The sequence below is a fragment of the Streptosporangium sp. NPDC020072 genome (genome assembly GCF_040631445.1).
Lineage (GTDB): Bacteria > Actinomycetota > Actinomycetes > Streptosporangiales > Streptosporangiaceae > Streptosporangium.
In genome coordinates this window covers 239,467-258,699 of sequence record NZ_JBEYAB010000004.1, presented here as the reverse complement: position 1 = coordinate 258,699, position 19,233 = coordinate 239,467, and the positions used below count along the sequence as shown (strand labels likewise).

At 67.8% G+C, this 19,233-nt stretch carries 24 protein-coding genes; 3 read left to right on the top strand and 21 right to left on the bottom strand.

Annotated elements, in window-relative coordinates; genetic code table 11:
- Window positions 1-133: 133 nt before the first annotated feature.
- The 18 genes from ABZ470_RS10805 to ABZ470_RS10720 form a co-directional block, all read right to left on the bottom strand.
- Complete coding sequence (locus tag ABZ470_RS10805) at window positions 134-583, bottom strand: DUF3180 domain-containing protein (RefSeq protein WP_352014131.1); 450 nt, start codon at window positions 581-583, stop codon at window positions 134-136.
- Window positions 580-1,077 carry a 2-amino-4-hydroxy-6-hydroxymethyldihydropteridine diphosphokinase gene (gene folK / locus ABZ470_RS10800; protein WP_352014132.1) on the bottom strand — a complete coding sequence of 166 codons (498 nt, stop codon included), beginning with the start codon at window positions 1,075-1,077 and terminating at the stop codon, window positions 580-582. Before folK ends, ABZ470_RS10805 begins: the two co-directional genes overlap by 4 nt.
- The gene (folB, locus tag ABZ470_RS10795) at window positions 1,074-1,436 is read right to left on the bottom strand and encodes a dihydroneopterin aldolase (protein ID WP_362780988.1); all 363 of its coding nucleotides are present in this window, start codon (window positions 1,434-1,436) and stop codon (window positions 1,074-1,076) included. The genes folK and folB overlap by 4 nt, the downstream gene beginning before the upstream one ends.
- A complete protein-coding gene (locus ABZ470_RS10790) occupies window positions 1,433-1,870 on the bottom strand; it encodes a nuclear transport factor 2 family protein (protein ID WP_352014134.1) in 438 nt (145 codons plus the stop codon). Before ABZ470_RS10790 ends, folB begins: the two co-directional genes overlap by 4 nt.
- Entirely contained in the window at window positions 1,867-2,718 is an 852-nt protein-coding gene (folP, locus tag ABZ470_RS10785) for a dihydropteroate synthase (protein WP_352014135.1), read from the bottom strand. The genes ABZ470_RS10790 and folP overlap by 4 nt, the downstream gene beginning before the upstream one ends.
- Window positions 2,719-3,018: 300 nt before the next feature.
- Window positions 3,019-3,348 (bottom strand): gas vesicle protein K, encoded by a 330-nt coding sequence (locus tag ABZ470_RS10780; RefSeq protein WP_362911170.1) that lies wholly within the window; start codon window positions 3,346-3,348, stop codon window positions 3,019-3,021.
- Between the two features lie 91 nt (window positions 3,349-3,439).
- Complete coding sequence (locus tag ABZ470_RS10775) at window positions 3,440-3,682, bottom strand: gas vesicle protein (protein ID WP_352014137.1); 243 nt, start codon at window positions 3,680-3,682, stop codon at window positions 3,440-3,442.
- On the bottom strand, window positions 3,672-4,460 hold the full coding sequence (locus tag ABZ470_RS10770; protein WP_362911169.1) for a GvpL/GvpF family gas vesicle protein: 789 nt from the start codon (window positions 4,458-4,460) through the stop codon (window positions 3,672-3,674). Before ABZ470_RS10770 ends, ABZ470_RS10775 begins: the two co-directional genes overlap by 11 nt.
- A complete protein-coding gene (locus ABZ470_RS10765; RefSeq protein WP_362911168.1) occupies window positions 4,453-4,869 on the bottom strand; it encodes a gas vesicle protein in 417 nt (138 codons plus the stop codon). Before ABZ470_RS10765 ends, ABZ470_RS10770 begins: the two co-directional genes overlap by 8 nt.
- 1 nt (window position 4,870) lies before the next feature.
- The gene (gvpO, locus tag ABZ470_RS10760; RefSeq protein WP_362780974.1) at window positions 4,871-5,248 is read right to left on the bottom strand and encodes a gas vesicle protein GvpO; all 378 of its coding nucleotides are present in this window, start codon (window positions 5,246-5,248) and stop codon (window positions 4,871-4,873) included.
- 4 nt (window positions 5,249-5,252) lie between these two features.
- Window positions 5,253-5,522 (bottom strand): gas vesicle protein G, encoded by a 270-nt coding sequence (locus ABZ470_RS10755; protein WP_352014141.1) that lies wholly within the window; start codon window positions 5,520-5,522, stop codon window positions 5,253-5,255.
- 3 nt (window positions 5,523-5,525) lie between these two features.
- Window positions 5,526-6,341: a GvpL/GvpF family gas vesicle protein gene (locus ABZ470_RS10750; RefSeq protein ID WP_362911167.1), complete on the bottom strand. Its 816-nt coding sequence runs from the start codon at window positions 6,339-6,341 to the stop codon at window positions 5,526-5,528.
- A 1-nt stretch (window position 6,342) separates the two neighbouring features.
- On the bottom strand, window positions 6,343-6,756 hold the full coding sequence (gvpJ, locus tag ABZ470_RS10745) for a gas vesicle protein GvpJ (protein WP_362780971.1): 414 nt from the start codon (window positions 6,754-6,756) through the stop codon (window positions 6,343-6,345).
- A gap of 44 nt (window positions 6,757-6,800) precedes the next feature.
- Window positions 6,801-7,961: an SRPBCC family protein gene (locus ABZ470_RS10740; protein ID WP_362911166.1), complete on the bottom strand. Its 1,161-nt coding sequence runs from the start codon at window positions 7,959-7,961 to the stop codon at window positions 6,801-6,803.
- Entirely contained in the window at window positions 7,958-8,566 is a 609-nt protein-coding gene (locus ABZ470_RS10735) for a hypothetical protein (protein ID WP_362911165.1), read from the bottom strand. The genes ABZ470_RS10740 and ABZ470_RS10735 overlap by 4 nt, the downstream gene beginning before the upstream one ends.
- Window positions 8,567-8,841: 275 nt before the next feature.
- On the bottom strand, window positions 8,842-9,105 hold the full coding sequence (locus tag ABZ470_RS10730; RefSeq protein ID WP_362911164.1) for a BldC family transcriptional regulator: 264 nt from the start codon (window positions 9,103-9,105) through the stop codon (window positions 8,842-8,844).
- Between the two features lie 285 nt (window positions 9,106-9,390).
- Window positions 9,391-9,789 carry a hypothetical protein gene (locus tag ABZ470_RS10725; protein WP_362911163.1) on the bottom strand — a complete coding sequence of 133 codons (399 nt, stop codon included), beginning with the start codon at window positions 9,787-9,789 and terminating at the stop codon, window positions 9,391-9,393.
- Window positions 9,786-10,007, bottom strand: a complete 222-nt coding sequence (locus ABZ470_RS10720) for a hypothetical protein (RefSeq protein ID WP_362911162.1) — start codon at window positions 10,005-10,007, stop codon at window positions 9,786-9,788. The genes ABZ470_RS10725 and ABZ470_RS10720 overlap by 4 nt, the downstream gene beginning before the upstream one ends.
- A 1,130-nt stretch (window positions 10,008-11,137) precedes the next feature.
- Here ABZ470_RS10720 and ABZ470_RS10715 point away from each other — a divergent pair.
- Both ABZ470_RS10715 and ABZ470_RS10710 read left to right on the top strand, forming a co-directional pair.
- Entirely contained in the window at window positions 11,138-11,947 is an 810-nt protein-coding gene (locus ABZ470_RS10715; RefSeq protein ID WP_362911161.1) for a UTRA domain-containing protein, read from the top strand.
- 183 nt (window positions 11,948-12,130) lie between these two features.
- Window positions 12,131-13,132, top strand: a complete 1,002-nt coding sequence (locus ABZ470_RS10710) for an ABC transporter substrate-binding protein (RefSeq protein WP_362911160.1) — start codon at window positions 12,131-12,133, stop codon at window positions 13,130-13,132.
- Window positions 13,133-13,177: 45 nt separating this feature from the next.
- Here ABZ470_RS10710 and ABZ470_RS10705 read toward each other — a convergent pair whose 3' ends face one another.
- Both ABZ470_RS10705 and ABZ470_RS10700 read right to left on the bottom strand, forming a co-directional pair.
- Window positions 13,178-13,798, bottom strand: a complete 621-nt coding sequence (locus ABZ470_RS10705) for a DUF6461 domain-containing protein (RefSeq protein ID WP_362911159.1) — start codon at window positions 13,796-13,798, stop codon at window positions 13,178-13,180.
- 101 nt (window positions 13,799-13,899) lie between these two features.
- Entirely contained in the window at window positions 13,900-14,574 is a 675-nt protein-coding gene (locus ABZ470_RS10700) for a hypothetical protein (protein ID WP_362911158.1), read from the bottom strand.
- 109 nt (window positions 14,575-14,683) lie between these two features.
- On the opposite strand from ABZ470_RS10700, the gene ABZ470_RS10695 reads away from it, so the two are divergent.
- On the top strand, window positions 14,684-15,451 hold the full coding sequence (locus ABZ470_RS10695; protein ID WP_352014760.1) for a TetR/AcrR family transcriptional regulator: 768 nt from the start codon (window positions 14,684-14,686) through the stop codon (window positions 15,449-15,451).
- Between the two features lie 97 nt (window positions 15,452-15,548).
- On the opposite strand, the gene dnaE is transcribed toward ABZ470_RS10695, so the two are convergent.
- A complete protein-coding gene (gene dnaE, locus ABZ470_RS10690) occupies window positions 15,549-19,142 on the bottom strand; it encodes a DNA polymerase III subunit alpha (RefSeq protein WP_352014761.1) in 3,594 nt (1,197 codons plus the stop codon).
- Window positions 19,143-19,233 lie beyond the last annotated feature (91 nt).

Genomic DNA, 19,233 nt, shown 5'->3' with positions numbered 1-19,233 from the left:
GTTTCCCTTCTCGCCGGAGGGCAACAGTGGATCATCCGGGCGCCGCCGTGTCCCTGCGGCCAGCATGAAGATCACGGGTAGGGACTACCCCCCTGCGCCTGCCCCTTTGCGCGCTACCAGGCGAAGCAAAGAGTCACCGTTCCTCTTCGGAGTCCTTGGGTACCTTGCAGCAGTGTTCGAGGTAGAGGGCGGCGCCGATCAGGAGGACGCACGAGACGAACGAGCCGCCCGCGATCATGAAGTCCTGGCGGGGGATCTCCTGCTCAAGGAGTTCGGCGGTGTAGAGGGTGAATCCGGCGAACATGCCCCCGAAGACCGCCCCCGCGTACGCCGACGCCTTGGCCAGTGCCGCGAGGCGGGCGACCGCGAGCGGTTCGACGGGCTTGGTGTCCGGCTTCCGTTCAATCCTCGCCCGGGTCATCCACCCGCTGTAGGCCTCACCGATCGCCAGCAGCAAAACCGTGGGGATCGCCGTCCACGGCACCCTCGGCAGGATCGAGTAGAACGGCCTCAGCAACGCCCACGACACGATGGCGCACACGACGAGAACACCGACGAGCACCCCGGGACGGCTCGGCCTCACTCCGGCCTCTGGAGGGTCAGGTCTGGGCGAAGCCGTACAGAGGTCTGATCCAGGTCGGCGAGCAACTCCGTGATCCCACGCCCGCCGAGTACGGCGTCCGGGTCGATCTGGGCCCAGGGGACCAGCACGAAGGCGCGCTCGTGCGCCCTGGGGTGTGGCAGCGTCAGCTCGGGGGTGTCGGAGGTCAGGTCGCCGACCGCGATCAGATCGACGTCCAGGGTGCGCGGGCCCCAGCGTTCGGCGCGGACCCTGCCGAAGACGTTCTCCACGTTCAGAGCACGTTCGAGGAGCGCCCTGGGTTCCAGGGTGCTGGAGGCGATGACCACCACGTTGAGGTACGGCCCCTGCTCGGGCCCCCCGACCGGGTCCGTCTCGTAGACCGGGGAGACCGCGACGAACTCCAGCTCCGAGGAGTCGAACAGCGAGTCGAGCGCGCCCTGCAGCGTGTCGAACCGGTCGCCCAGGTTACTGCCGAGGGCCAGCACGATCTTCATGATCTGCTCCTGATGATCGTCACGACCACGTCGTCGAACGGCAGCGGGATGGGTGCGGCGGGTTTGTGCACGCTCACCTCGGCCGACCGAACCGCCTCACGGGCCAGGCAGACGTCCGCCAGGCGCTGGGCCAGCGTCTCGATCAGGTTCACCGGCTCACCCTCGACGACCTTGACCAGGTCCTGGGCGAGCTCTCCGTAGTCGACGGTCTTGTCGAGGTCGTCGCCCTCGGCGGCCGGGGCGGTGTCGAGGAGGAGCGTGACGTCCACCACGAACTCCTGGCCGAGCTCCCGCTCGGCGGCCAGCACGCCGTGGCGCCCCCGCGCCCTCAGGCCCCTGACGCTGATCCGGTCCGTCACGCGGCTTCCTCCTCCTCGTCGTCGTCGGTTTGCAGAACGGGAGATCCGTGGTGCAGCCAGAGCCGCCATCCACCGGAGGTCCTGACGAAGGTGTTGCTCGCCACGACCTTTCCCGCCGCGAAGCTGGAATCACCCTCGTCGCCCGCGGTGAGGATGTTCTCCTCACAGGTGAGGATCGCCACGTCCCCGAGCACCATGACGCGGACGTCGGTCAGCACGAACTGGATGTAGGGCGTGTTGGCCATGATGAGCGCCCAGGAGCGCAGCACCTCCTGGCGGCCGTTGATGATCGGCCACCCCGGGTGCACGCAGCTCACCTGGTCACCTTCGAGGTCCTCGGCCCAGATCTCGGTCATGCGGTCGAGGTCGGCGTTCTCGATCGCGGTGTAGAACGCCTGGTTGACCGTCTCGACGGCGGTGGTGTCGACGCTCATGATCTCGCTCTCTGAACTGCTGCGGCCACGCGGACGGCGTCCGCGTTCGGGCGTACGTCGTGCACTCGAACGCACCAGGCCCCCGCCTGCGCGGCGAGGGCGGTCACGGCGATCGTGGCGTCGTCGCTCTGGCCGAAGGGTCGGGGGGTACCGTCCTGGTCGGCCAGCAGACGGCCGAGAAAACGCTTGCGTGATGCTCCGATGAGCAGGGGGTATCCCAGCTCGGCGAGGTGGTCGATGCCCGCGAGCACGGCCCAGTTGTGGTCGGAGTTCTTCGAGAAGCCGATCCCGGGGTCGAGCACGATCTGACTCTCCGCGACCCCTTCGGCGAGCACGGAGGCGACCCGCTTCGACAGCTCCTCGCGAACCTCGGTCACAACATCACCGTAGATCGCCCGGCTGTCCATCGAGTGGCTGTGGCCGCGCCAGTGCATCACCACGTACGGCACGCCGGCGGCGGCCACCACTCTCGGCATCTCCGGGTCGGCCAGGCCGCCGCTGACGTCGTTGACGAGCTTCGCACCCGCGTTGACCGCCGCCTGCGCGACCTCGGCCCGCATGGTGTCGACACTGACGGTGACGCCTTCTCGGCTCAACGCCCTGATGACCGGTTCGACCCTGGCCAGCTCCTCGGCGAGCGAGACCCTGGCCGCACCGGGCCTGGTGGACTCGCCGCCGACATCGACGATGTCCGCACCCTGTTCGACCAGCTCAAGCCCATGCCGTACGGCCGTCGCCACGTCGAACCACTGTCCTCCGTCGGAGAAGGAATCAGGGGTGACGTTGACCACGCCCATCACCAGGCAGCGGCCCTCGCTGGGCAGCCCCGGCACACTCCACGTAGTCATGCGGACAAGCCTAGGCGTTGTCCGCCCTTCGCCCATATCGCGGGTCCGGCTTGTGTCATACCAAGGGATCCCGCCTGGTGTGCGACGGGTGGCACAAGGTGCGAAGTGTCCGGACTGGAGGGGCTGGAGCAGGCTGGACCTTGGCAAGTCTGGCGATATCAGCCCGAGCACGATCAGAGACTAGCCTTCCCTCCCCCGCCTCGTCCTCCTTTCCCGCACCCCTTCCTTGGGCTCCGAAACAGATGCCGTTCATCCCCATAAATCACTGAAAACCTCCACAAATCCTCCTAAGGCCCACCGTCAGTCCATGGGGAGCAGCGTCCCGAGAGGGCCGAGGTCGAGGTTGAGATCGGCGGGGGACAGGTCGAAGTGCTCACACAGTTCCTTCATCGCGCCTTCGAGGCGCATCAGCGTCAGGCCCAGTGTCTCGATCTGCTCGTCGGACAGGTCCCCCTGTTCCATCCGTCGCACGCACTGCCGCTCCATCAGCTGACGCACCAGTTCGACGAGGGTGAGGACGAGGCACGTCAGGTCGCGCTCGACCCGCTCGGGGTCGGTGTCGAGGCGCCAGCCGTCCCGCCGTACGGCGGAGCGCCTCTTCTCCGGCCGCGTCCCACGCGGCCAGGTCACCCTTGATCGGGCCGCCCCCGAAAGCACCCCGGCCGACCATGTCGTCCTGGACCGTGCCGTCCCCTGCCTCGGGCCGCCGGACACGGGCGGCTCATCTCCTGACCGGTTCACCGAGGCCCTCCGGATCGATCATGGTCGCCTCCGTGATGGACGTGATCAGCACGCGGAGGGAGATCCGTACGAGATCGACGTCGGCGATGGACAGGACGAGGTCGCCGGTCACCACGACGCCACCCGCCAGCAGCCGGTCCAGGAGATCGACGAGCGCCACCCGCTCCGGTGGCAACCGTCCCCGCCGGGTCAGCTCGGCTCCTCGGGAGACCTCAGACGTCATCCGGCGCCTCCGCCGTACCAAGGTCGATGTCGGTGAAGGAGTAGGGGGCCCACGGGCCGGTGAGCTCCAGGTCGAGACCCCGCCCACGGAGAGTGTCGAGAGTCGCGACGAACTCGTCGGCGAGGTCGTCGTCGACCAGATAGGCACCGTTGAGCACCATCCACTCCTCACGTCCCGAGAGTTCGGGGTCCTGGGGGCGGTGACGTCTGCTCGCCACGGCGACGGCGGACAACGCGGCGTCGACCCGCTCGGCCTCGGTCGCCGCGTGGCGCCACGCGGTGTCCCGGTCGTGCAGGCTCGCCTGGCGCCGTTTCAGGTAGGCCGTTCCCGGGCTCTCGCCCTCCTGCTCCCGCCCGCCGGACGACGGGGTCCCCGCGGGCTGCCCCGCGTAGGCCTTCACCCCCCACTCCCTGCGCCCGGCGACGTGGGAGAGCACCTCGGCGAAGTCGTCGTGCCGCCGTTCCAGCAGGGCGCTCACCTGCTCCTCGCCGGTGTAGACCGTGACGAGCCGCACCGGGGCCGTCGCGACCGCCTCCGAGACGGCCTCGACGACACGGTGGTGGGCGCGGGCGGTGGCCTCCACCCAGTCCAGGTCCTCCAGCGAGCGCCGGAGCGGCTCCTCCCCGAACCGGTCGAGCGGCACGGCGCTGACGTACGCGACCAGACCGGCGTGCTCGATCGTCCTCACCGGCGCGCCGCCCACCCCCTCCAGACCGGACGGGTCGGGGCCGCCCGCGCCGTGTGCGATCGCGTACACGTATGTGCCGGTCTCAGTCACGGCCCTCCCTCGGCACGCGTGACCGCTCTCCGGTGGCCCCGCCGCGCGTCACGCCCCTGAGGTCCTCCCGCGCCTCGACGAGCCCGTCCTCCTCAAGCGCGGTGAGCCGCCTGCGGAGCCTGCGGTTCTCCTCAACCAGGTCGCGGTCCTTCGAGGTCAGCCACGGATCGTGCTCCCACCAGTCGATGCCCAGCTCACGCGCCGTGTCCACCGAGGCGATCAGCAGGCGCAACTTGATCGTGAGCAGCTCGATGTCCAGCAGGTTCACGCGGATGTCTCCCACGATCACCACGCCTCTGTCGAGCACGCGTTCCAGGATGTCGCCCAGGCTGGTCGTCTCCCGTCCGGCGAGCGACCTGCTGCCGTATCCCTGGGGCACCGTGGAACCGGGTCGTACCGGATCGGTCATCTCACGGCCCCTCACTGTCTCCCCTGCCGCGCCTGTAGCGCCGTGTCCTGCGGTAGGACAGCAGGTCTCCCTCCCGGTCCAGTTCGACCTCGTAGAGCGCCAGGACGTCCCCGGAGGAAGGAACGCGACGGTCCTCGACGACCTCGACCCCGACGAGCCAGCCGTCCTCCTTCGGCTGCACGAACGTGACGCCCTCGACCACCTTCGCGGTCAGCTCGGTGATCTCCCGTACGGCGACCCGGCCCACGGTCCCCGCGGTGAGACGCCGCCCTCTGGTCCGCGGAGGCTCCTCCTCCTCAAGGGGTTCCTCGTCGTAGAGGTCGTCGGAGACGTCCACTTCGGCGATCCGCTCACCGCGGGTTCTGCGCCTGGCCGGCACGGGATCACCCCCTCTCCCCGTCGCCCGGCAGGGCGGTGCCGTCTGTGCCGGGGCGGCCCGTCAACCGCCCGAGGACCCGCGTCACCGCCTCGGTCTCCTCCTCCTCGGTCATCAGACCGGCACGCCTCGCCTCCGCTATCTCCTCCAGCCTCCGCCGGACCCCGGCCGGGCTCCGTGTCTCCAGCTCGACCTGCTCCTCGATCAGCTCCGCGAGCCGGATCAGCCCACGGATCGGAGCGAACGGCAGGCCCAGGGTCAGGCCGAACAGGTCCATCCGTCATCCCTCCCCCGCCTGCGAGGTCGTGACGAAGTCGTACGGCGCCAGCGGTCCGAGCAGCCGTACGGTCACCCGGTCCGCCCACCGGTCGCCGAACTCCTCGACGGCCCGCTCGAACTCCTCCGACCGGTCGGTCTCGATGAGGAACGCCGCGTGCACGGCGTCCTGTTCGTGGGTCGGCTCCCGTACGGCGACGGCGACGCTCAGCGGGGCGAGGGCACCGACGATCTCCTCGGTGTCAGCGTCACGTCTGGCCGCCACACCCTCGCCGAGCAGTTCACCGAGCCTGATTCGCGCGTCCCATGTCGCGTCCTCCGGCTTGCCGCGAATCCCGTCGAGCAGCCGGGAGGCCTCGGCGTTCTCCGCCAGGACCTCACCGATCACCACCGGTTCGACGTAGCGGCCCCTGACGATGTACTCCGTCCGCCCTTCCAGGTCGTCCAGCGCGTCGCGGAACGCGTCGTGGTTGGGAGCGAGCAGTTCGTCGACGACCGCCCCGTCATCGGTCAGCACCGCTCCGAAGCGCAGCGGCAGCACCGGTACCTCGGCGGCGGCCTCGTCCAACAGCCGTTGATGGGCGAAGAGGTCCTCCGGCCTGCCGAGCGGGCGGTCCAGCGCGATCTCGCTCGTCAGGGCGGCGATCTCGCCGTGCCGTACCAGCCGGATCCGTCCGGGCGGGTCACCGACTCCCCTGGCGTCAGGGTCCACCTCGGTGTCGCCCGGCACGATGCCGTAGACATAGGAGGCGCCGCCTCCCACCTGCCGTACGGCTTCGCCGGTCCCTGCGGTCTCGGTCTCTTTCGTGGAGCGGGGCATCTCAGTCCTCCCGCCTTCGCCGTCTGCGAGGCGCCGGTTCGGGTTCCTCCTCGGACTCCTCGGCACCCAGGAAGTCACGCAGCTTGTCTCCCGCCGCGTCCAGCGCCCCCTGCGTGATGCCCTTGGTCTTCGCCCTGCCCACGCCCTGTGTCATGTCCTGCACCACTTCCGGCAGGCCCTTTCCTCCTGTCTGCGTGAGGTCGAGCCGGTTCGCGGCCTCCGCGAAACGCAGATAGGTGTCGACGCTGGCCACGACGATGCGGGCGTCGACCGTCAGAATCTCTATGCCGACGAGCGAGACCCTGACGAAGGCGTCGATCACGAGGCCCTTGTCAAGGATCGTGTCGATGACGTCGGCCAGTCCCGAGGAGGATCCGCCACCCCCTCCCGCTCCCGAAGGTTGCACGATGGTCATCAGCCGCCCCTCCCCGGCTCCGCGATGTCCTCCCGGATCCCACGTCACGTGCTCCGGGCGGCTGCCCGGCGGCGGGCCGGGCGCGGAGCCTCCCTTGTCTTCGTGTCCGCGGCGCGACGCCGGACCGGACGCCTCGGAGTGGCAGCCTCGGCCTCATCGGCCTCATCGGCTTCGTCCGACTCCTCCGGCTCCTCCGACTCTTCGGGCTCTTCGGGCTTCTCGGCTTCGGCGCGGCGGCGCCGTACCGGACGCCTCGCCTGCGCGGACGCCTCTGGTTCCTCCTCGGCCCCGGCGGCGTGTTCGCCGTTCACGGGCGTCGGTTCTCTCTGGTCCTCTTCTGTCTCCTCGGTCTCGGTTTCCCTCGACTCCTCCTCCCGCAGGGCGGTCTCGTGGTCCTTGACGACCTTGCTGTCGCGGATCTCGCCACGCCAGCCCTCGATGTCGTCCGGATGGAGCAGCGCCTGCGTCATGACGTGCCGCCGGAAGTGCTTGAACTCCAGGCGTGCCCGCCTGCCCTGCGCCCGCCACAGGTTGCCGGTGCGCTCGAACAGTCCCTGTGGGTGGTACTCCAGGACGAGCAGGACACGGGTCAGGTCGGGGCCGAGCGAGTGGAAGCTCACGGCGCCGTCGACGTGGCCCTTGGCTCCCTTGGAACGCCAGATGATGTGCCGGTCGGGGATCTGCTCGACGATGGTCGACTCCCAGGTCCGGTGGGACCAGAAGACCTGTGCCTTCCAGGAGAGCTTTCCCTCGGCCTCCTGCTGGACCCCCTCGACCTTCTTCGTGAAGCTGGGAAAGTCCTCGAACTGGGTCCACTGGTCGTAGACGAGCCGTAGCGGGGCTCCCACGTCGAGTGTCTCGACGATGTTGGTGACCTTGAGCTTCTTCCCCCTGCCGCCCTTGCCGCCACCGGTGACCTTCTGGAGCAGGCCTCCGGCCGCTGTCTTCGCCACCTCCTTGAGCCCGCTGGCCACGGGGTGCTTCGAGCCGATCACCGATCCGACGAGGCCGACCACCCCGCCGTCGCCCTTGTCGACGTAGTCGGTCAGCCGGCCGGTCAGTCCGCCGAGTTTCTCGGTCGCGGACGACAGGAGCCGTTCTCCGAGTGCCTCGGCGAGATTGCGGAGTTCCTCGGTGAGCTGATCGACGGGAAGAGTCTGTGTGATCTCTCCGGCTTTCCCCTTCGTCCTCGTCTGCTCGGTCATCGCGCCTCATCCCGGACGCGGCGGACGGGACGGTCACGTCGGGAGGCCCTCTCCCGCTGCGGACTCCGGACCCGTACGGCCCGGCCCCGGCCCCGCGGAGGCTCCTCTTCCTCTTCCTCCTCGTCCTCGAACTCGTCCTCCGGTTCCTCCTCGTCCTCGAACTCCTCCTCCTCGTCCTCCGGTTCCTCACGGGACCTGCGGGCCGTACGGCCCCGGCTCTCGGTAGGACGACGCCTCCTCGGACGCGTCTCCTCCTCCTCTTCCTCTTCCTCACCCGCGAGACCACCGGGGACGCGCAGCGACTCGGCGCGTTCGTGAAGCTTGGAGGTCAGTGAGTCGATCTGCCTGCTCGCCGCCGCCCTGGCCGCGGCCTTACCCACGTCGAGCAGTTCGCCTCGCACGTTCTGTGTGAGCTTTTCCAGCTCGGGAGAGGCCCCGAGCTGCTTCAGGCCCTGTTGCAGCAGGCCGCCTCCGCCCATGCCCAGCCGACCGGTCGCGCCCGCCGCCGCCAGCGCCAGCGCCGTCCGTAGTTTGTGACGCCGGCCAAGGAAGTAGCCCGCGCCGACCGCCAGGGCCATCTGCACTCCGCATTTCACGATCGCCACCCCTAAACGATCACTCCGTCGTGGAATCCGTCCGCCCGAAGCCTCGACGGGCCACCGGCGGGAAGGAGACGTTGTCCAGGACAAACGTCTGCCGCTTTAAACGTGTCGGAAGCATCCGGTTTCCGAACAGGCTGTCCCCCTACCCGAAAAGCCGACAGAAAAACACATATAGGTAAAAAGTAGACATACCTCGTTTGTAACCTGAAAGGACGTATTTCTCCTGGTTTTTCGTGGCGGCCGGAGGCACCAGTGATCGCGAAGGGCCGGCCGAACCCTCATCCCCGGGAGGTTCGACGGTCGGTGGGACCGCCCTGGGGACAGCCTCCGTCGAGGAGGGCGGTGATGTCGGTTTCGCGATAGCGGCGGTGGCCGCTGGGGGTGCGCACCGAGGGGATCTTCCCGGTGAGGGCCCACCGGTTGACGGTCTTGGGGTCGACGCCGAAGATCCTGGCGACCTCGCCGGGGGTGAGGAGTCGTTCGGTGGTGTCCGGTCCGGTGGAGAAGGTGCCGTCAGGGGCGACGGCCTTGAGTGGGGACATGAGGGCTCCGTAGGGGGTCAGTAGCGGCTTCGGTGGAGCGGCGCCCTTTTCGGGGGGCGGGCGCCCGGCCCCGAGCCGGGGAGCAGGTGGCCGGGCGCCCTGGAGGAGGACCGGCCCACGAATACGGGGCCGGTGCGCCAGACGACTCCCTCTTCCCCGACACCCCTTTGTCCCGGCGTGTGTGGGAGCCGCCTTGCGGAGGTGTGCGGCCCAGGTCCCTCCCACCTGAGCCGCACGTTCATGGGGTACGGCGAGACGACGTTCCACCGCCCGCCGTACCGGCTTCTAGGAGCGCAACAACCCGCGCAACGCCGTAACCCCACCCGGCGAAGGCCGCCCCCCGCCGACCTCCCCGTTCCGCGCCCCGGAAGACGGACGGCCGGTACCGCCCCTCTTACGCCGAACCGGCGCCGGGGAAGACCGCGGCGAGAGCCGGAACGCCCGGATCATCTCCGCCTCCCGCATCCGCTCCTCCAACCCCTCGGAGGTGGGATCCTCCACGATCACCGGCCGGGGACCGTCCCAGGCGGCCACCGCGTAGAAGGCGCGTCGTCCCAGGCTGTAGAGCACCGTCCAGTCGGCCCAGGCCAGGTCGATCCGTTCGGCCTCCGCGCGAGCTGGGCCGTCCCACACCCGCCGATACACCGGCGCGTACGGCAGACCGTCCCTGTGCCGTCCGGTCACGAGGTGACCTCCTCGACCAGGGCGGTACGGGCGGTCTCCTCCTGCTCGGCGACGACGGCCTGGATCTCGTCGAAGGTGTCGGCGTCCACAGCCGACTGCGCCCCGGCCCGTACGGCGACGCGGGGAAAGAGGTGGGTGCGGAAGGCCCAGAACCGGCCCGCGTCACTGATGATCAACCGCCAGCCCGGGATCACCGGACAACCGGGGGTGTCGTGCATGATCTGAACCTCCAAGATCCGACCAGAGGCGTGCCTGGCCAGGGTGATCGCCAGACGGGCCTGCCCTGCGGGACAAGAGAGAAGCCGCGCGCCGTACGGCACAGCCGAAGACCGAGGACCGCGAGCACCAGGCCGACAGACCGCCTGAGCACGGGGAACGCGACATCGGTCTCCACGCCGGTATGGCCCGCCGCTCGCAGGCCGTACACCATGGCGGTTGGGCTGGCGCGCCCTCGTCCAGGTGATCCCGGATCGAGGAACCCGGGGGAACGGACGCCGAACCCACCTGGGCAACGGCGGCCGGACAGGCCGTACCGACGCGACAGGCGTGGGCTCCAGAGCCGGAACCGGGTCATCCGCAGGAACCGGCTCCACGACACCATCCGGTACAGCGGCCGGGACCGGCGCGGGCGCTTCCACTCCAGGAGCAGACCGACCCTGACCAGGCACGACCGCCCCCACAGGACCATTCGGCACGGCGTTCGCGGCCGGAGCCATCGCAGGCGCCACCGGCTCAGGATCGGGACGACGCTGAGCAGGTACCAGCGGAATCACTTCGGCGGGCGCCACCTCCACCGGAGGCCGAGGCGCGGGAAGAGACTGAGGGCCGTACGCACGACGCGCCTGAAGACGGGCATTCATCAGCAGCCCGGACGGCTGCACGTAGTCGTGCTCGTCCTGGTGCGGACATCCGTGGGCGTAGGGGGAATGGCCGCAGCGAGCGCATCCCATGGGCAGGGGTACGGCACCGGCGAAGCAGCCACAGCCGTCCCGGATCGACGTGTCCGGGCCGAAACCCGGAGCACTAGTCTTGCTCACGTCAGGAGTGCCTTCCTGATCAAGGCCCCGGCCGGTGTTGCCTCACCGCGATTCCGGGGCCGATCTCATGTCGAAGCTGTGACCGCGCGGCCGGTGACCGCCAAGTCCTCGGCCGCGCGGCGTATCACTCGCGAGTGCGACAGACTGGACGACGTGACCGCCACCAATCCACTCGCATTTGTCCGTTATGGTCTTAATGCCCTCTTGTTTATGGGGGCTAAAGTCCATGTGCTCGGACGATAGCCCGCCGTCGACAGTGAAGCAATAGGGGGGCTAAATTTCGAGTGGACGCGATGTGAAGGACCGATACCTTGGATGCCAGGACGCTGCATGACATCGCAGCCATTTCCGACCCACTTGACCGTGCGCGCGCCGCATCCGCCGCTATGGCAACGCTGCAAGGCCAATCCGTAGAACTCTCCCGAATCCGCCGCGCCGCGATCATCGAGGCCCAGGAGTCCGGCATGAAACAGGACGACATCGCCCGCCACCTGGGAGTGACCCCGGGAAGGGTGAGCCAGATGAAGAAAGCCGGAGCCCCATCCCACCAGGCCCCGACAGGACCCATCGAGCCACGCCCGCGCGTCATCGTGGAGCGGGCGATCCCCACACCACCGGCGGTACGCGGCTCGAAATCCCTCTACCTCACCGAAGCCGCCAGCCAGGGGCTCAAACCAGAGCGCAAGATGCTCTTCATCGGCCCCGAGCCGGCCAGCGAACACGTGGCCGTCGCCCTACGCGTCGAACCCGGCGACACCGTGATCGCCCGCCGCAAGATGTTCTGGGCCAACGACGTGCCCGTACGGATCTCCACCAGCTACTTCCGCCTCGACGTCGCCCAGGACACCAGGCTGGACAAGCAGGAATTCGTGCTGCCCACCCTCCAGGCCGCGATCGAAGACCTCGGTCACCGCTTCAGCCACGCCACCGAGACACTGACCTCCCGGCCACCGACACCGTACGAAGCCGACCTGCTGGAAGTACCCGGCGAATGGGTGGTACAGGTACTCCGGATCAGCATCAGCACCGACGACATCCCCATCCATGCATTGGAAACTGTCTGCGCGGCCAGCAGACACGTGTTCGTCATCGGACAAGTAGCCGGATTCGACCACTTCTGAGCATCCATCCATCGCCAGACCATTACGGCGGCCGAACAACACCATAAACAGGAGCCAAAACCGCTCCTCCGTGTTCGCCGCAATGCGGAGGGGCCTCTCAACACCGCCAAACGGTCACACCTATGGTGTCTCTGGAAGTCCAGCCGCAGACAGTCACGAGTTCCGATACGAGGTGAAAATGCGGTGACAACCCTCACCCTCGGCGCTTTCCTATCGCTGTCCGGCAAACACGCCCGCTTCGGACACCAAGCCCAACTCGGCCTGGAGATCTGGCACACCGCCAACCCCGCCCTGAACCTCCTCATCCAGGACGACCACAGCGATCCTGCGGTCCTACGGGCGGGGTTCCGCGACCTCGCCGACCGGTGCGACCTCCTGCTCGGCCCCTACTCCACCCACCTGACCCGCACCGCCGCCCACCTGGCCGCCGACCACGACCGCCTGCTGTGGAACCACGGCGGATCCGGCGACGACGTCGAAGCCTCCCACCCCGGCCACCTCGTCTCGATCCTCACCCCCACCAGCCAGTACGCCACCCCCTTCCTGCACCACCTGACCACCACCACACCCCTGCCCCTGTGGATCGCCACCGGCAAGGGCAGCTTCGGCCGACAGGTCAGCGACGGCGCCGAAACCACCGCCCACACCCTGGGCCTGCCCACCGTACGGCTCGGCCCCTCAGACGACCTGGCCAACGCGACCACGACCCAACCGTGGGCGCTGCTGTGCGCCGGAGCCTTCGAAGAAGACGTCGAAACCATCGAACGCGCCAGGGCACTGCCCGTACCACCCCAGGTGGTGTGCGCGGTCGCGGCGGGCGTCCACGAGTTCGGCCAGGCCCTCGACAACCCCCAAGGGACCTACGGCATCGGGCAGTGGTTCCCCGGCACCACACCCACACCCCGCCTCGGCATGGACGAGCACACCTTCCTGACCGCCTACCACGACCGCACCGGAGTACTCCCCGACTACCCGGCCGTCCAGGCCGTGGCCGCCGCGACCATCGCCACCCACTGCGCGACAACCGCCGGGAGCACCTCACGTACCGCTCTGTGGCAGGCCGCCACCGACCTGGAGACCACCACCCTGTTCGGCGCCTTCAAAATCGACCCCCACACCGGCACCCAACGCGGCCACCAACCAGCCCTCATCAGATGGGGCCCCATCAGCCCAACGCCCCTCTAACCAGCCCACCACACTCAATTCACGGGACCGCGGGAGGCTGGCTGCTCACCTCGATCTGGCGATGTCTCCGTACAGATAGGTGGACTCCTCCAGCAGTTGCGGCGTCATCGTGATCCCGGTGAGGTGCTCGGCCAGGAGGAACGCCGGTCCTGCGTGGGGGTCGGCGATCGGATAGACGGGGGAGTCGATCCGTTCCATGACCTCTGCGAGTTCGTCCGGCATCTCCTCCGAGTAGCCTTCCTGGGGCGGGAACTCAAGCTGGACCTTCCCGTCTTTGATCCAGTGGGAGTAGCCCTCCTGGTGCAGAAACTCGAACCGGATCTTTCCGTCGTCGATCCAGTGGAAGTAGTCCATGCCCTCGATTTCGAGGTAGAAGTGGGAGACAAGGCGGGTGCCCGCCGACAGCGGCACGATGACCTCTTCGGTGACGCCAAGCCCACTGTTGGCCTCGACGAGGAGCACCCAGTCTCCAACGGAGGCGGCGCCGAAGGTCTGCCGCCGGATCAGCCCATCAAGTGTTATGCGAGAGCAGTTCTCAACCCGGGCGCCGAGCCGGACCATCAGTTCCTCGGGCGTCAGGCCGTGGACGTAGGTGAAGCAGTAGGCGTCCGCCAGGTCGGGGAAGCGCTGGGAGAACCAGGAGTGGTCGCCAGGAGTCGTGATCATCCCACCAGACTCGCAGCGCCCACCGACACAACGTGATTGATCGTTCCTGAGATGACAGAACGAGTGGCGAGGCCCCCGTGGGCTCGCCACTCGTGTGGTGCCTAGGCGTGGGCGGCCAGTCTCCGCGGAGTCCTCCTCCTCAGCGTCGCGACGCCCACGGCCGCCAGCCAGGTGGCGGCGATGCCGTTGAACATCGCGACCGCGCCCCAGCCGTTGGAGGCGTAGAACTCGTCGGAGTTGAAGCCGAAGAACATCGACGGCACCCCGGCCAGGTGCAGGGCGGCGATGGCGAACGACGACCAGCCGACCCAGCCGGGAAGGGCGCGGGAACGCAGCACCGCGTATCCGAAGGCGACGCCGAAGACGACCAGCATCAGATGGGTGATGGAGCCGTAGAGCAGGTAGGTGGGCACGGTGCGGGTCGGGTCGATCTCCTCGACGGCCTTGATGGCGCTGCTGCCCTCGATCCCCTTGGCGACCATGTCGACGATCGTCCACGCCACGCCCGCCGTACCGGCGACCGCGCCGAACCATTCGAACCGGGCGTCGGCCTGCGCGATCAGGGGCCGGACGCCGGCCATGAACACCAGGAACAGCGTGAGGGCGAGGAAGTTGAAGAGCGTACGGGTGAGGATCAGCCAGTCCGGCATGAGGCTGCCGGTCTCGACACCGCAGGCCGGGGGGTCACAGGTGGGGACCACGAAGTACAGGGGGAGTTCGGCCATCGCGAAAACGGCGCCGAGGACCGCGGCCAGGCCGATCCAGCGGCGCGCCACAGACGGGAACTGAATCTGTGCATGCCATGAAGTGTTCATGGCATGCACAGTAGCAACAACTGTGTAAGCCGTCTACTATTTCTCTTGGATCTTCGAGAGGACGCAGGCCATGACCCCACGCAAGAGTCACGACCCCGTACCCGCCGACCTTGAGGCGCTGCCGCCGGGCCTGGCCGCGGCCTGGGGCGTGGTCGACACCGGGGGGCGGCGCGGCCCCAAACCGGCGCACAGCGTCGAGAAGATCATCGCGGTGGCGACGGAGCTGGCCGACGAGGAGGGCATCGCCGCCGCCTCGCTGCCGAAGGTGGCCGCCCGGATCGGCGTGACCACCAACGCCCTGTACCGCTACGTCAGCTCCAAGGAGGAGCTCATCGTGCTCCTGGCCGACCGCGCCTGGGGCGACCCGCCCGCGTTGCCGGACGGCGACTGGCGGGAGGCGGCGGCGCTGTGGTCACGCCGACTGTTCGAACGCTTCATCTCCCGCCCATGGCTGCTGGACGTGCCGACGACCGTCTCCCTGACCCCGCACAACGCGGCCTGGCTGAACGCGCTGATCACCGTGCTCGGATCGACCGGCATGGCGGCGCAGCAGACGCTGAACTGCGCGTATCTCCTCGACAGCCACGCCCGGTACGGTGCCAACCTGCGGCGCAACACCCCGACACCGGCCGCGTTGCGCCGGGCGAATCCCGACCAGCAACGGGCGGTGCGCGCGGTCCGCGTCTTCCTGGACGGCCAGCTCCGATCCCGCGACCTGAACGCCGTCGCGGACGCGATGGAGGACCCGATGTTCCTCTCCGACGAACCCCCGCTCGACGGCTTCGAGTTCGGTCTCGCGAGGATTCTCGACGGCATCGAGGCATACGTGCGGCGGTGAGAATGCCGTCACGGCCGGCCTGCCGGATGGGACGCCGTCGAAGTGCGCAGGCCGTACGGCCTCCTCAGCGAACCGAGGAGGCCAGGCCGGTCAAGGGTCAGTAGTCGGCCAGGGCGTTGGGGCCCAGGAGGACCTTGAGGTCTCCGGCGAAGGCGCCGTTGGCGAGGTTGACCTTGTACTCCGGGGCGAGACCGACGAGGACCTTGCGCCGGTTGAGCCGTTCGACCATGAACTGGACCGGGGTGTCGCCCTTGTGGGTCCGGAACATCTGCTTCAGCTCGTCGACAAGCTTTCGGTCGATCTTGCTCTCCTGGAGGGAGATGACGATCGGGTCCTTGTCGCCGGGCTGGGGGACCTTGGAGATGTCGAGGAACTCGAAGGCGACGGCGTTGAAGCTGACGCTGGCGTCCTCGCCGTTCTCCCGGATACGGATCTTGCCGGTGCACGCGACGACGAGGTCGGGGGCGAGGTTGTCGCCGTAGAGCTGGTAGGTGGTCGGGAAACAGGGGACCTCAAGGCTGCCGTCGTGGTCCTCGATCTTGAGGATGGCCCAGACGTTGCCCTGTTTGGTGACCTTCTTCTCGACGCCGGAGATGATGCCGGAGATCTTGATCTCACCGCGTTCCCGGTCGGCGTCGCCGTTGAGGACCTGCGCGATCGAGTGGGTGCGGTTCTTCTCCAGAACGCGTTCCGCGCCGTTGAGAGGGTGGTCGGAGACGTAGAGGCCGAGCATTTCGCGCTCGAAGGCGAGCTTGGTCTTCTTGTCCCACTCGTTCGGCGGGACGACGACGGCGAAGGCCGCGTCACCGTCACCGGAGTCCTCGAAGGCGCCGAACAGGGAGTCCTGCCCCATCGCCTCCTTCTTCTTGACGTCGATGACGGAGTCGATGGCCTGTTCGTGGACCATGACGAGCCCGAATCGCGGGTGGTCAAGGTCATCGAAGGCTCCGGCCTTGATCAGTGATTCGATCGTGCGCTTGTTGCAGACCTGGACGGGGACCTTGGTCAGGAAGTCATTGAAATCGGTGTACTTCCCGTGTTCCTTGCGGGCCGAGATGATCCCCTGGATGGGACCGTCGCCGACGTTCTGAATGGCGCCGAGGCCGAACCGGACGTCCTCGCCGACGGCGGAGAACCGGAGGTTGGACTCGTTGACCGACGGCGGCAGGACCCGGACCTTCATCCGGCGGCATTCGGCCAGGTAGATGGCCATGCGGTCCTTGTTCGTGCCGACCGAGGTCAGGAGCGCCGCCATGTACTCGGCGGGGTAGTTGGCCTTCAGATAGGCGGTCCAGTAGGAGACGAGTCCATACCCGGCGGTGTGGGACTTGTTGAAGCCGTAGGAGCTGAAGGGTTCGAGGACGTCCCAGACGGCCTTGGCGTGTTCCTCGGTGAAACCCTTACTGATCATGCCGGAGGAGAACGTGGCCCACTGTTTGTCCATCTCCTCCTTCTTCTTCTTGCCCATCGCGCGCCGGAGGATGTCGGCGCCGCCGAGGGTGTAGCCGGCGAGCTGCTGGGCGATGGCCATGACCTGCTCCTGGTAGACCACCAGGTGGTAGGTGTTGCCGAGGATCGGCTCCAGGGCGTCCTTGAGGTCGGGGTGGATCGGCTCGACCTTCTGCGTCCCCGCCTTACGCAGCGCGTAGTTGACGTGCGCGTTCGCGCCCATGGGTCCGGGACGTCCCAGCGCGAGGATCGACGAGACGTCCTCGAACTCCGTGGGGGCGATCAGCTTGGTGAGGTCGCGCATCATGGACGAGTCGAGCTGGAACACGCCCAGCGTCCACCCGGCGGCCAGCAGCTCGTAGGCCTTCTTGTCGTCCAGCGGCACCTTGAGCATGTCGAGTTCGATACCGCGGTTGGCCTTGATGTTCTCGACCGCGTCCCCGAGCACGGTGAGGTTGCGCAGGCCCAGGAAGTCCATCTTGAGCGCGCCCATGCTCTCGCTGGACGGCCCGTCGAAGCCGGTGATGCGGGCGCCGTCGTCCTGCCGCATGAAGATCGGCATGACGTCGACCAGCGGCTGGGACGACAGGATGACGCCGGCGGCGTGGACACCGGTGCCCCGGGTCAGCCCCTCAAGGCCGAGCGCGGTCTCGATGACCTTCTTGACGTCGGCGTCCTCCTCGTACAGCTTGCGGAGTTCGCTGGCCTCGGCGTATCGGGGGTGGTCCTTGTCGAAGATGCCGCTGAGCGGGATCTCCTTGCCCATGACGGCGGGCGGGAACGCCTTGGTGATCTTCTCACCGACGGCGAAGGGGTAGCCCAGGACGCGCCCCGCGTCCTTCACGGCCGCCTTCGACTTGATCGTCATGTAGGTGATGATCAGCGAGACGTTGTCCTCGCCGTACCGCTCCGTGACATAGCGGATCATGTCACCGCGCCGACGCTCGTCGAAGTCCAGGTCGACGTCGGGCATCGAGATTCGTTCGGGGTTGAGGAACCGCTCGAACAGTAGCTGGTGCTCGATGGGGTCGAGTTCGGTGATGCCGGTGACGTAGGCGACCATCGACCCGGTGGCCGAACCTCGTCCGGGGCCGACCCAGATGCCGTTGTCGCGGGCGTACTGGCAGATGTCGGCGACGACGAGGAAGTAGCCGGGGAAGCCCATCGTCTCGATCACGCCGAGCTCGTACTCGATGCGTTCGAGGACCTCGGCGGGGACCGGGTCCCCGAACCGGCGCACGGCGCCGCGGGCGCACTCCTTGCGCAGCCAGCTCATCTCCGTCTCCCCTTCGGGGACGGGGAACTTGGCGGCGAGGTCCCGGTGGGCGAACACCTCTTCGTAGGACTCGACCCGTTCGGCGATCAGCAGGGTGTTGTCGCAGCCCTGCCTCCACAGCTCGTCGTGGTCGAGGCCGCGCATCTCCTCGGCGGAGCGGATGTAGTAACCGGCTCCGGAGAAGCGGAAACGGTCGGGCGCGTCGATCTGGGAGTTGGTGCCGACGCACAGCAGCGCGTCGTGGGCGGTCGCCTGGTCCTCGGTGACGTAGTGGGAGTCGTTGGTGACCAGCGGCGGGATGTTGAGTATCCTGCCGATCTCCAGAAGCTGGTCGCGGACGCAGGTCTCGATGAGGATCTTCCCGTGGTCCATCAGCTCCAGGAAGTAGTTCTCCTTGCCGAAGATCTCCTGGTACTTCGCCGCGTGCTCCAGTGCCTTGTCGAACTGGCCCAGCCGCAGCCGTGTCTGGACCGCGCCGGACGGGCAGCCGGTCGTCGCGATGATCCCCTCGTGGTACTGGTCGAACAGCTCGTCGTCCATGCGGGGGTACTTCTTCATGTGGCCTTCGAGCGAGGCCAGCGAAGAGATCTTGAAGAGGTTCTTCAGGCCCTGGGCGTTGTAGGCCCACATCGTCTTGTGCAGGTAGGTGCCTGACGCCGACACGTCACCGCCGACCCCGCGCTGTTCGTCGAACTTGCGCTGGTGCGGCTCTCCCCAGAAGACGGGCTTCTTGTGGAAGCGGGACTCGGGGCTCACGTAGCCCTCGATCCCGATGATCGGCTTGATCCCGGCGCCGGTGACCTTCTTGTTGAACTCGTAGCTGCCGAACAGGTTGCCGTGGTCGCTCATCGCGATGGCGGGCATGCCGAGCTGACTGACCCGATCGGCCATCTTCCCGATCTTCGCCGCGCCGTCCAGCATGGAGTACTCAGTGTGAACATGCAGGTGCACGAACGAATCAGCCACGGTTGATCTTGGCCTTTCGGGGTCGAGCGGTCGGTGCCCCAACCTTATCGACGCGGCTCAGTGGGTGACCCTTGTTACTCCCGGAAGCGCA

What these genes read in the sequence shown, in the direction of transcription:
- ABZ470_RS10775 (WP_352014137.1), bottom strand. Translation starts at nt 3,682, where the DNA reads ATGACGTCTGAGGTCTCCCGAGGAGCCGAGCTGACCCGGCGGGGACGG.
- ABZ470_RS10730 (WP_362911164.1), bottom strand. Translation starts at nt 9,105, where the DNA reads ATGTCCCCACTCAAGGCCGTCGCCCCTGACGGCACCTTCTCCACCGGA.
- ABZ470_RS10695 (WP_352014760.1), top strand. Translation starts at nt 14,684, where the DNA reads ATGACCCCACGCAAGAGTCACGACCCCGTACCCGCCGACCTTGAGGCG.
- ABZ470_RS10750 (WP_362911167.1), bottom strand. Translation starts at nt 6,341, where the DNA reads ATGCCCCGCTCCACGAAAGAGACCGAGACCGCAGGGACCGGCGAAGCC.
- folK (WP_352014132.1), bottom strand. Translation starts at nt 1,077, where the DNA reads ATGAAGATCGTGCTGGCCCTCGGCAGTAACCTGGGCGACCGGTTCGAC.
- ABZ470_RS10765 (WP_362911168.1), bottom strand. Translation starts at nt 4,869, where the DNA reads ATGACCGATCCGGTACGACCCGGTTCCACGGTGCCCCAGGGATACGGC.
- folP (WP_352014135.1), bottom strand. Translation starts at nt 2,718, where the DNA reads ATGACTACGTGGAGTGTGCCGGGGCTGCCCAGCGAGGGCCGCTGCCTG.
- ABZ470_RS10755 (WP_352014141.1), bottom strand. Translation starts at nt 5,522, where the DNA reads ATGGACCTGTTCGGCCTGACCCTGGGCCTGCCGTTCGCTCCGATCCGT.
- ABZ470_RS10720 (WP_362911162.1), bottom strand. Translation starts at nt 10,007, where the DNA reads ATGCACGACACCCCCGGTTGTCCGGTGATCCCGGGCTGGCGGTTGATC.
- ABZ470_RS10740 (WP_362911166.1), bottom strand. Translation starts at nt 7,961, where the DNA reads ATGACCGAGCAGACGAGGACGAAGGGGAAAGCCGGAGAGATCACACAG.
- ABZ470_RS10705 (WP_362911159.1), bottom strand. Translation starts at nt 13,798, where the DNA reads ATGATCACGACTCCTGGCGACCACTCCTGGTTCTCCCAGCGCTTCCCC.
- gvpJ (WP_362780971.1), bottom strand. Translation starts at nt 6,756, where the DNA reads ATGACCATCGTGCAACCTTCGGGAGCGGGAGGGGGTGGCGGATCCTCC.
- ABZ470_RS10790 (WP_352014134.1), bottom strand. Translation starts at nt 1,870, where the DNA reads ATGAGCGTCGACACCACCGCCGTCGAGACGGTCAACCAGGCGTTCTAC.